Raw genomic sequence first — 10,437 nt, forward strand, 5'->3', positions numbered from 1 at the left:
GGGTGGACCCGCAGCTGACCGACCTCCGGGTCTACCGCACCCCGCTGCGCACCCGGTTCCGCGGCATCGACGTCCGTGACGGCGTGCTGGTGCGCGGCCCGGCCGGCTGGGGCGAGTTCTCCCCGTTCTGGGACTACGCCGACGCCGAGGTCACCCGCTGGTGGGCCGCGGCCGTCGAGGCGGCCGTCGTGGGCTGGCCGGCGCCGGTGCGCGACGCCGTCCCGGTCAACTGCACGGTGCCCGCGGTCGACCCGGAACGGGCGCACGCCGTGGTCACCGCCTCGGGCTGCCGCACGGCCAAGGTCAAGGTCGCCGAGCCCGGCCAGACCGACGCCGACGACGAGGCCCGCGTGGAGGCCGTCCGCGACGCGCTCGGCCCGGGCGGGGCGGTGCGGGTGGACGCCAACGCCGCCTGGTCGGTCGACCGCGCCGTGGAGCGCATCCGCACGCTGGACCGCTACGACCTGGAGTACGTGGAGCAGCCCTGCGCCACCGTCGAGGAGCTGGTCGCGCTGCGCCGCCGGGTCGAGGTCCGGGTGGCCGCCGACGAGGTGGTCCGCCGCTCGGCCGACCCGGCCGGGGTGGACCTGCGGGAGGCGTGCGACGTCGTCGTCCTCAAGGTGCAGCCCCTCGGCGGCGTGCGGGCCGCGCTGGCCGTCGCGCAGGCGCACGGGCTGCCCTGCGTGGTGTCCTCGGCGCTGGAGTCCTCGGTGGGCATCGCCGCGGGGGTCGCGCTGGCCGCCGCGCTGCCCGAGCTGCCCTTCGCCTGCGGGCTGGCCACCGTCGCGCTGTTCACCGACGACGTCACCGCGGAGCCGCTGCTGCCGGTGGACGGCGCGCTGCCGGTGCGCGCGGTGGTGCCCGACCGGGTGCCGGCCGCCGACCCCGCGACCGAGCAGCGCTGGCGGGACCGGCTGGACCGGGTGACCGCGGTGGGGACCCCGGCGTGAACCCGGCCACCGCCTTCGCCCGCGTGCTGGTCGACGAGCTCGTCCGCGGCGGGGTCACCGACGCCGTCGTCTGCCCGGGCTCGCGCTCGGCCCCGGTCGCCCTGGCGCTGCACCAGGCCGAGCTCTCGGGCCGGCTGCGGCTGCACGTGCGCATCGACGAGCGCACCGGCTCCTTCCTGGCCCTGGGCCTGGCCAAGGCCACCGGCCGGCCGGTGCCGGTGCTCACGACGTCGGGGACGGCGACCGCCCACCTGCTCGCCGCCGCGCTGGAGGCCGACCAGTCCGGCATCCCGCTGCTGCTGCTCACCGCCGACCGGCCCCCCGAGCTGCGCGGCACCGGCGCGAACCAGACGGTGGACCAGCCGGGCATCTACGGCGGCACGGTGCGCTGGGCCGCCGACCTCGGCGTGCCCGAGGAGGGCCGGGAGGCCGCGCAGAACCGGTACTGGCGCTCCACCGCGGCGCGGGCGCTGCTGGTGGCGGCCGGCGCGCTGTCCGGTGACCCGGGACCGGTGCACCTGAACCTGGCGCTGCGCGACCCGCTGCTGCCCGACGAGCACGACCCGCGCCCGGCACCGCCCTCGGGGGTGTGGGCCGGCCGGCCCGACGGCGCCCCCTGGACGTCGGTCGCCCCCGGCACCGGCCCCGGGACCGGGCCGGGCGCGATGGTGACCACCCCGCCGGCGCCGGGCGCCGCCGGCCCGGTGCGCGCCCGCCGCACCCTGGTCGTCGCCGGGGACGCGCCGGTCGCGCTGGGCCGCAGCACCGCCGTGGTGGCCGGCCAGCGCGGCTGGCCGGTGCTGGGCGAGCCCAGCAGCGGCACCTGGGGCGGCAGCACCTCCGTGCGCGGCACCGCGTTGCTGCTGGGCACCGACTGGGCCGCCGCGCACCGGCCCGACCGGGTCCTGGTCGTCGGCCGCCCGACGCTGAGCCGGCCGGTCTCGGCGCTGCTGGCGCACCCCGACGTCGTGGTCGACACCGTCTCCCCGCACCCCCGCTGGCCCGACGCCGGCCGGGGCTCCACCCGGGTCGGCGGGGTGCTGCCCGACCCGGGCGCGGTGCTCGGCGAGCTGGACATCTCCGGGCACGTGGTCCCCGACGGCTGGGCGCAGGAGTGGACCGACGCCGCCGCCCGCGTGGGCGCCGCGGTCGACCGGGTGCTGGACGCCACCCCCCGGCTCACCGCCCCCCGCCTGGCCCGCGACCTGGTCGCCGGGCTGCCCGCCGGCGCGCTGCTGGTGCTCGGCTCGTCCAACCCGGTGCGCGACGTCGACCGGTACGCGGTGCCGCGCGCGGGGCTCACGGTGCTGGCCAACCGCGGGGTGGCCGGCATCGACGGCACCGTCTCCACCGCGGTCGGCGCGGCCCTGGCCCACCAGGGCGCCGGCGGCGGCCCGGCCTTCGCCCTGCTGGGCGACCTGACGTTCCTGCACGACCTGCAGGGCCTGCTGCTCGGCGACGGCGAGACCGTGCCCGACCTGACCCTGGTGGTGCCCGACAACGACGGCGGGGGCATCTTCGCCCAGCTCGAGCCCGGCCGGCCCGAGCACGCCGCGGGGTACCGCCGGGTCTTCGGCACCCCGCACGGCCGGGACCTGGTCGGGGTGGCCCGGGCGCTGGGGTGGGCGGCGACGTCGGTGCACGACCCCGACGGCCTGCGCGGCGCCCTGGCACTCGGCGGGCCGCGGGTGGTCGTGGTCCGGGGCGACCAGCGCGCGGAGGCCGAGCTGGCCCGCACGCTGCGGGAGGCCGCCGGCGCCGCGCTGGACCAGTCGCAGCGTTCCTAGTCCTGGAGCGCCGCCTGGACGGCGGCGAGCTTGGCCTGGGTCTCGGCGAGCTCGGCCATCGGGTCGGAGTCCCCGACGATGCCGCAGCCGGCGAACAGCCGGGCCTCCGCGCCGCCCGCGCCCCCGGTCAGCTGGGCGCAGCGCAGCGCCAGCCCGAACTCGCCGTCCCCCCGGGCGTCCAGCCAGCCCACCGGGCCGGCGTACCGGTCGCGGTCCATGCCCTCGATCTCCCGGATCAGCTCCAGCGCGGCCCCGCGGGGGGTGCCGCCGACCGCCGCGGTGGGGTGCACCGCCGCCAGCAGCTCGAGCAGGCCGGGGGCACCGGGCGCCAGGTGGCCGCGGACGTCGGTGGACAGGTGCCGCACGTTGGGCAGCGTGAGCACCGAGGGCCGGGACGGGACGGCGAGGTCGGTGCACCACGGCCGCAGCGCCGCGGCGAGGCTGTCGACGGCGTACCGGTGCTCGGCGTGGTCCTTGGCGCTGCCGGCCAGCCCCGCCCCCAACGCGGTGTCGGCGGCGGCGTCGGAGCTGCGCGGCGCGGTGCCGGCCAGCACCCGGGAGGACACCTCGTCGCCGGTGCGGCGCAGCAGCAGCTCGGGGGTCGCGCCGAGCAGGCCCTCGACGGCGAAGGTCCAGCAGGAGGGGAAGCGCGCGGCCAGCCGCAGCAGCAGCCGGCGGGGGTCCAGCGGGTGGTCGGCGCGGACCAGGACGTCGCGGGCCAGCACCACCTTGTCCAGGTCGCCGGCGGCGATCCGCCGCACCGCCTCGCCGACCCGGCCGCACCAGGTCACCGGGTCCAGCTCGCCGTCGGCGTAGCTGAGCCGCCCGATGGAGGAGTCGGCGGCCTGCGCGGGGAACTCGGTGACCTCGGGGTGGTCGTCCCCGGCCACGGTCACCCACGTCTGCCCGTCCCGGCGGCCCAGCACCACGGCGGGGACGACGAACACCGACCGGCCGCGCTCGGGGTCGAAGGCGACCGAGCCGAACAGCACCGCACCGGAGCCGGGCACGCCCAGCGGGTCGACCACCTCGGTGGCCGCGCACCGCTGCGCCCACCAGTCGGCGGCCCGCTCGAGCGCGCCGGGGCCGGTGACCTCGAACCGGTCGACCTCGCCCCAGCCCACCAGGCCCTCGCCGTCGCGGACCCAGGCCAGCGCGCCCCGCGCGGGCAGCTTGGTCAGCAGGTCACTGCGCCGCCGGCCCAGGGGGGTGGTGACCACCCGCTGGGTGGTCGTCGCCGTACCGGTCACACCGATCACGATAGGCAGCGCGCCCGTATCGTGATCGGGCGTGAGCGCAGGAGATCGGACACAGGCCGGCTACCGGGCGACGCTGGAGAAGCGCCCCGCCGAGGTCGCCGCGATGTTCGACCGCGTCGCCGGCCGCTACGACGTCACCAACACCGTGCTCTCCGGCGGGCTGGACGCCGGCTGGCGGCGGGCCACCCGCGAGGCGCTGGGCGCCCGCGCCGGGCAGACGGTGCTCGACGTCGCCGCAGGCACCGGGGTGTCCACCGTGGAGCTGGCCTCGGGCGGGGTCACCGCGATCGCCTGCGACTTCTCCCAGGGCATGCTGCGCGCGGGCGCCCACCGGCCGGTGCCGATGGTGGCCGGCGACGCGATGGCGCTGCCGCTGGCCGACGAGAGCGTCGACGGCGTGGTCATCAGCTTCGGCCTGCGCAACGTCGCCGACCCCGACGCCGCGCTGCGCGAGTTCGCCCGGGTGACCCGCCCCGGCGGCACCCTGGTGGTCTGCGAGTTCTCCACCCCGACCTGGGCGCCGTGGCGCACGGTCTACCTGGAGTACCTGATGCGGGCGCTGCCGTCGATCGCCCGGGCGGTGAGCAGCAACCCCGAGGCCTACGTCTACCTGGCCGAGTCGATCCGGGCCTGGCCGCCGCAGCAGCCGATGGCCGCCAAGCTGCAGGCCGCCGGCTGGTCCGACGTGGCCTGGCGCAACCTCACCGGCGGGATCGTCGCGCTGCACCGGGGCACCAAGCGGGGTTGACCCGGCGTGACCCCGGGCACACGGGTGCCATGACGTTCCCGCCCACGCCCGACCCCGGTCCCGTCGACCCGCCGCCCACCCCGGTGGACCCGGTGCCCTCGGAGCCCGCGCCGCCGTCCCCGGTGCCCAGCCCGACCGACCCGGTCGCGCCACCGCCTTCCTAGACTCGCCCCCGTGGCGACGCAGCAGCACGACGTGGTGGTCGCCGGGGCCGGACCGGCCGGGTCGTCCGCGGCCTACTGGCTGGCCCGGGCCGGCCTCGACGTGCTGGTGCTGGAGAAGTCGCACTTCCCCCGCGAGAAGGTGTGCGGCGACGGGCTGACCCCGCGCGGGGTGGCCGCGCTCGCCGCGATGGGCATCGACACCGACGACGACGGCTGGGTGCGCCACCGCGGCCTGCGGGTCCACGGCGGCGGCCAGGTCGTCGAGGTCGACTGGCCGCGGCTGGCCCGCTGGCCCGCGGGCGGGCTCATCCGCACCCGCGCCGACCTCGACGCCCAGCTCGCCCGGCACGCCGTCGCGGCCGGCGCGGAGATCCGGTTCGGCGTCACCGTCGCCGAGCCGCTGCTCGACGACGCCGGCCGGGTGTGCGGGGTGCGCACCGCCGACGGGGAGGAGCACCGGGCGACGCTGGTGGTCTCCGCCGAGGGCCTGTCGGGCCGGCTGGCCAAGGCGATCGGCCTGACCCGCCGCACCGACGTCCCGCTGGGCGTCGCCGTCCGGCAGTACCTGCCGACCGCGCGCACGCACGACCCCTACCTGGACATCTCCTTCGACCTGACCGCGCAGGGCCCGGACGCCGAGTCCATGCCCGGCTACGGCTGGTTCTTCCCGATGGGCGACGGCACGGCCAACGTCGGGTTCGGCCTGCTGGACACCCGGTACGCCGGGGACGACGACACCCGCACGGTCTACCGCCGCTGGATCGCGTCGCTGCCCGCGTCGTGGGGCATCGACCCCGAGGCGCCCGGCACCCCGCTGCGCGGCGCCGGCCTGCCGACCTCGCTGTCCCGCCGGCCGGCCTACACCCGCGGGCTGCTGCTGGTCGGCGACTCCGCCGGCACGGTCAACCCGTTCAACGGCGAGGGCATCAGCTACGCCATGGAGACCGCCCGCACCGCGAGCGAGGTGGTGCTCGCCGCGCTGGCCGCCCCCGCCGGCCCCGCGCGCGAGGCGGTGCTGCGCCGCTACCCCGAGCGGCTGCGCGCGGAGTTCGGCGCCCACCACCGGCTGGGTGCGCTGTTCCTCAAGGGCCTGGCCCGCCCGGAGCTGGTCCGGTTCGCCACCGCGCACGGCCTCAAGCGCCCGGCCGCGGTCGCCGTCGCGCTGCGGCTGATGGGCAACCTCTCCGACGGTCGGGACGGCGACGCCGTCGACCGCACCCTCGACGTGCTGCACCGCCTCACCCCCTCCCGCTGACCCCCCCGGCGCCCAGCCGGTCACCGCGGAGGTGACCGGCTGCCGGTGCCCCGACCTGCGCGGATGCCGGTGAGGGTGCCCTGGGTCGCGACTCGCCGGGCGGGGGACCCTTCCGGGGAGTGTGACCTGGGGCATAGGGTTCTGACGTGTCGACTTGTGAACGAATTCACAAGCGGACCGGGAACCGGGGGAGGCGCTGATGCTCGCGACCTACGCGCCGCTGGTCGGGTTGTTCGTGCTCGCGGCCGGGTTCGCGCTGTTCTCGGTGACCGCGGCGCCCTTCATCGGCCCGCGCCGGTACAACTCCGCCAAGCTCGAGGCCTACGAGTGCGGCATCGAACCGGTCGACCAGCCGCTGTCGGGCGGTCGTTTCCCGATTAAGTACTACCTGACCGCGATGCTCTTCATCGTCTTCGACATCGAGATCGTCTTCCTCTACCCGTGGGCGGTCGCCAACGACCAGCTCGGGGTCTTCGGTCTGGTCGAGATGGTCGTCTTCATCGCCACGGTCTTCATCGCCTACGCCTACGTCTGGCGCCGCGGCGGATTGGAGTGGGACTGAGATGGGCCTCGAGGAGAAGATCCCCAGCGGCGTCCTGCTGACCAGTGTGGAGAAGCTGGTCAACTGGACCCGCAAGTCCTCCCTGTGGCCGGCCACCTTCGGGCTGGCCTGCTGCGCGATCGAGATGATGGCGTCGGGCGCCGGCCGCTACGACCTGGCCCGGTTCGGCATGGAAGTCTTCCGGGCCAGCCCCCGCCAGGCCGACCTGATGATCGTGGCCGGGCGGGTCAGCCAGAAGATGGCCCCGGTCCTGCGGCAGATCTACGACCAGATGCCCGAGCCGCGCTGGGTGCTGGCCATGGGTGTCTGCTCGAGCTCGGGCGGCATGTTCAACAACTACGCGATCGTGCAGGGCGTCGACCACATCGTGCCGGTGGACATGTACCTGCCCGGCTGCCCGCCGCGGCCGGAGATGCTCATGGACGCCATCCTCAAGCTGCACCACAAGATCCAGCACGAGCCGCTGGGCCCGAAGCGCGCCGCCGCCCTCGCCGCGGCGCAGGCGAACGGGACGGCGCCGGACCTGCACGTCGAGATGCCCTCCACCGTGCGGGCCGACAAGCGGGCGCGCCGGGCCTACGAGGAGGCCGCCGCCGCGGGTCGCACCGGCCAGTTCGCCATCGAGCAGCGCGGCGGCAACGCCGTCCTGCTGCCCGGGGAGCGGCCGTGACGGCGTCGGGCGGTGGCGCCTTCCGGACCGGTGCCTTCGGGGTCACCGGCAGCGGTGACACCTCCGGCTTCGGCGGCCTGGTCCGGGTCGAGCCCGGTGGGGCGGTCGCGCTGCACTCCACCGACCGGCCCTACGGCGGCTGGTTCGACGAGGTCGCCGACGCCCTGGCGGACGCGGTCGGGCAGGCCACCTACGACGCCGCCGTCCGGCGGGTGCTGGTCGACCGGGGCGAGATCACCTGGTTCGTGCACCGCGAGCACCTGCTCACCCTGCTGCAGGCGCTGCGCGACGACGACGCCCTGCGCTTCGAGCTGTGCAGCAGCCTGTCCGGCGTCGACTACCACGACGCCGGCGGCCCGATCGGCGAGCGGCTGCACGTGGTCTACCACCTGACCTCGATGACCTACCGCCGCCGCATCCGCCTGGAGGTGGCGGTCACCGACGCCGACCCGCACGTGCCCAGCGCCACCCGCGTCTACCCGACGACGGACTGGCACGAGCGCGAGTGCTTCGACATGTTCGGCGTCGTCTTCGACGGCCACCCGGCGCTGACCCGGATCCTCATGCCCGACGACTGGGACGGCCACCCCCAGCGCAAGGACTACCCGCTCGGCGGGGTCCCCGTGGAGTACCACGACGCGACCATCCCGCCCCCGGACGAGAGGCGGTCCTACCGGTGACCACCACCGACCCCTACGCCGGCTCGCGCGAGACCACCGAGGGCCGCGTCTACACCGTCACCGGCGGCGACTGGGACCAGACCTTCGGGTCCGACCCGCTCGCGGAGGAGCGGCTCGTGGTCAACATGGGCCCGCAGCACCCCTCCACCCACGGGGTGCTGCGGCTGGTGCTCGACCTCGAGGGCGAGACGGTCACCAAGGCCCGCGTGGTCATCGGCTACCTGCACACCGGCATCGAGAAGAACGTCGAGTACCGCACCTGGACCCAGGGCACGACCTTCGTGACCCGGATGGACTACCTGGCGCCGCTGTTCAACGAGACCGGCTACTGCCTGGCGGTGGAGAAGCTGCTGGGCATCGAGGTGCCCGAGCGCGCCACCACCATCCGGGTGCTGGTCATGGAGCTCAACCGGATCGCCTCGCACCTGGTGGGGCTGGCCACCTTCGGCATGGAGATGGGCGCGCTCACCGGCATGACCAACGGGTTCCGCGAGCGCGAGCTCGTGCTGGACCTGCTGGAGGAGATCACCGGGCTCCGGATGAACCACGCCTACGTCCGCCCCGGCGGCGTCGCGCAGGACCTGCCCGAGGGCATCGAGGCCAGGATCCGCGAGTGGTTGGCGATCATGCCCGAGCGGGTGGCGGGGTTCCACCGGCTGCTGACCGGCCAGCCCATCTGGCAGCGCCGGCTGCGCGACGTCGGCTACCTCGACGTCACCGGCTGCCTGGCCCTCGGCGTCACCGGCCCGATCCTGCGCAGCGCGGGCCTGCCCTGGGACCTGCGCAAGGTCGAGCCCTACTGCGGCTACGAGACCTACGACTTCGAGGTGCCCACCGCCGACACCGCCGACGCCTGGGGCCGCTACCTGGTCCGGATGGCCGAGGTCAACGAGTCCATGAAGATCATCGAGCAGGCGCTGGACCGGTTGCGGCCGGGCCCGGTGATGGTCGAGGACAAGAAGATCGCCTGGCCCGCGCAGCTCTCCCTCGGCGCCGACGGCATGGGCAACTCCCTGGACCACGTCAAGCACATCATGGGCCAGTCGATGGAGGCCCTGATCCACCACTTCAAGCTGGTCACCGAGGGTTTCCGGGTCCCGGCCGGCCAGGTCTACACCGCGATCGAGAGCCCCCGCGGCGAGCTCGGCTTCCACGTGGTCAGCGACGGCGGCACCCGGCCCTTCCGGGTGCACGTGCGCGACCCCAGCTTCACCAACCTGCAGGCGACCGCGGCGATGAGCGAGGGCGGCATGATCGCCGACGTCATCGCGGCGATCGCCTCCATCGACCCGGTCATGGGGGGAGTCGACCGATGAGCGCGCTGCCAGGGTCCGCCGAGGGGACGGCGGTCACGGGTCTCGATTCGTCCGCGGTCACCGGCTCCGCGGAGGACCTGCCGCCGCTGACGGAGACCACCCGGCTCGAGTGCCGCGAGATCATGGCCCGCTACCCGGTGCCGCGCTCGGCGCTGCTGCCGATGCTGCACCTGGTGCAGAGCGTGCAGGGCTACGTCACCCCCGAGGGCGTGGCGCTGTGCGCGCAGGAGCTGGGCCTGACCAAGGCCGAGGTCGGCGCGGTCGCGACCTTCTACACGATGTTCAAGCGCCGCCCCACCGGCCGGCACCTGGTCAGCGTCTGCACCAACACGCTGTGCGCCGTCCTCGGCGGGCAGCGGATCTTCGACGCGGTGGCCGGCGAGCTCGGCGTGCACCACGACGAGACCACCGCCGACGGCTCGATCACCCTCGAGCACGCCGAGTGCCTGGCGGCCTGCGACTACGCCCCGGTCGTCACCGTGGACTACGAGTTCTACGACCAGCAGGACGTCGGCTCCGCCCTCGAGCTGGTCGCGGCGCTGCGCCGCGGCGAGAAGCCCGACCCCACCCGCGGGGCCCCGCTGACCGACTTCCGCGGCATCTCCCGCCAGCTCGCCGGGTTCAGCCAGCACGCCGACGACGCCGCCGCGCGCGCCGCCGTCGACGGGCCCAGCGCCGGCGTCCCCACCCTGCGCGGGGTCCGGCTGGCCGCCGAGCGCGGCGAGACCGCCCCGCCGATGCCCGGCGCCCCGTCCGCCGGGGCAGGGGAGCCCGCACCCCACGCGCCCGCCGGATTCGTGGGGGAGGGGCTCCCACGCCCCGGCGGGGACGGCGACGCCGACGGCGGCCGCACGCCGGGCGCCGCCGCCGCGGACGCGCAGGTGGCCGCCGCGGACAACCCCGCCGAGCGCTCCGGCGCCGAGCAGAACCACCCCGACCGCGCCGAGCCGGCCGGCCGCGACGCCGCCGACCGCGACGCACCCGCCCCCGACGCCGACGGCCAGGCCCAGTCCGGGTCCGGCACGTCGGTCCCGCGAGAGGTCTGA

10 protein-coding genes are annotated in these 10,437 nt (G+C 76.0%); 9 read left to right on the forward strand and 1 reads right to left on the reverse strand.

The window, feature by feature from the left end:
- Positions 1-2: 2 nt before the first annotated feature.
- Both BLT39_RS07520 and menD read left to right on the forward strand, forming a co-directional pair.
- On the forward strand, positions 3-950 hold the full coding sequence (locus tag BLT39_RS07520; protein WP_091061279.1) for an o-succinylbenzoate synthase: 948 nt from the start codon (positions 3-5) through the stop codon (positions 948-950).
- The gene (menD, locus tag BLT39_RS07525) at positions 947-2,737 is read left to right on the forward strand and encodes a 2-succinyl-5-enolpyruvyl-6-hydroxy-3-cyclohexene-1-carboxylic-acid synthase (RefSeq protein WP_091061281.1); all 1,791 of its coding nucleotides are present in this window, start codon (positions 947-949) and stop codon (positions 2,735-2,737) included. Before BLT39_RS07520 ends, menD begins: the two co-directional genes overlap by 4 nt.
- Here menD and BLT39_RS07530 read toward each other — a convergent pair.
- Positions 2,734-3,987, reverse strand: a complete 1,254-nt coding sequence (locus tag BLT39_RS07530) for an isochorismate synthase (RefSeq protein ID WP_242658235.1) — start codon at positions 3,985-3,987, stop codon at positions 2,734-2,736. The genes menD and BLT39_RS07530 overlap by 4 nt on opposite strands.
- 40 nt (positions 3,988-4,027) lie before the next feature.
- Between BLT39_RS07530 and BLT39_RS07535 the strand changes: the two genes are divergently transcribed.
- The 7 genes from BLT39_RS07535 (at position 4,028) to nuoE (ending at position 10,437) form a co-directional block, all read left to right on the forward strand.
- Positions 4,028-4,744, forward strand: coding sequence for a demethylmenaquinone methyltransferase (locus BLT39_RS07535; protein WP_242658236.1), 717 nt, complete (start codon positions 4,028-4,030; stop codon positions 4,742-4,744).
- A gap of 174 nt (positions 4,745-4,918) precedes the next feature.
- Positions 4,919-6,163 carry a geranylgeranyl reductase family protein gene (locus BLT39_RS07540; protein WP_091061285.1) on the forward strand — a complete coding sequence of 415 codons (1,245 nt, stop codon included), beginning with the start codon at positions 4,919-4,921 and terminating at the stop codon, positions 6,161-6,163.
- 199 nt (positions 6,164-6,362) lie between these two features.
- Positions 6,363-6,725: an NADH-quinone oxidoreductase subunit A gene (locus tag BLT39_RS07545; RefSeq protein WP_165640194.1), complete on the forward strand. Its 363-nt coding sequence runs from the start codon at positions 6,363-6,365 to the stop codon at positions 6,723-6,725.
- A gap of 1 nt (position 6,726) precedes the next feature.
- Positions 6,727-7,395, forward strand: coding sequence for a NuoB/complex I 20 kDa subunit family protein (locus tag BLT39_RS07550; protein ID WP_091061289.1), 669 nt, complete (start codon positions 6,727-6,729; stop codon positions 7,393-7,395).
- Positions 7,392-8,075 carry an NADH-quinone oxidoreductase subunit C gene (locus tag BLT39_RS07555; protein WP_091061291.1) on the forward strand — a complete coding sequence of 228 codons (684 nt, stop codon included), beginning with the start codon at positions 7,392-7,394 and terminating at the stop codon, positions 8,073-8,075. The genes BLT39_RS07550 and BLT39_RS07555 overlap by 4 nt, the downstream gene beginning before the upstream one ends.
- Positions 8,072-9,391 carry an NADH-quinone oxidoreductase subunit D gene (locus BLT39_RS07560; RefSeq protein WP_091061293.1) on the forward strand — a complete coding sequence of 440 codons (1,320 nt, stop codon included), beginning with the start codon at positions 8,072-8,074 and terminating at the stop codon, positions 9,389-9,391. The genes BLT39_RS07555 and BLT39_RS07560 overlap by 4 nt, the downstream gene beginning before the upstream one ends.
- Complete coding sequence (nuoE, locus tag BLT39_RS07565) at positions 9,388-10,437, forward strand: NADH-quinone oxidoreductase subunit NuoE (RefSeq protein ID WP_091061295.1); 1,050 nt, start codon at positions 9,388-9,390, stop codon at positions 10,435-10,437. Before BLT39_RS07560 ends, nuoE begins: the two co-directional genes overlap by 4 nt.

The organism is Klenkia brasiliensis, assembly GCF_900100695.1.
GTDB lineage: Bacteria > Actinomycetota > Actinomycetes > Mycobacteriales > Geodermatophilaceae > Klenkia > Klenkia brasiliensis.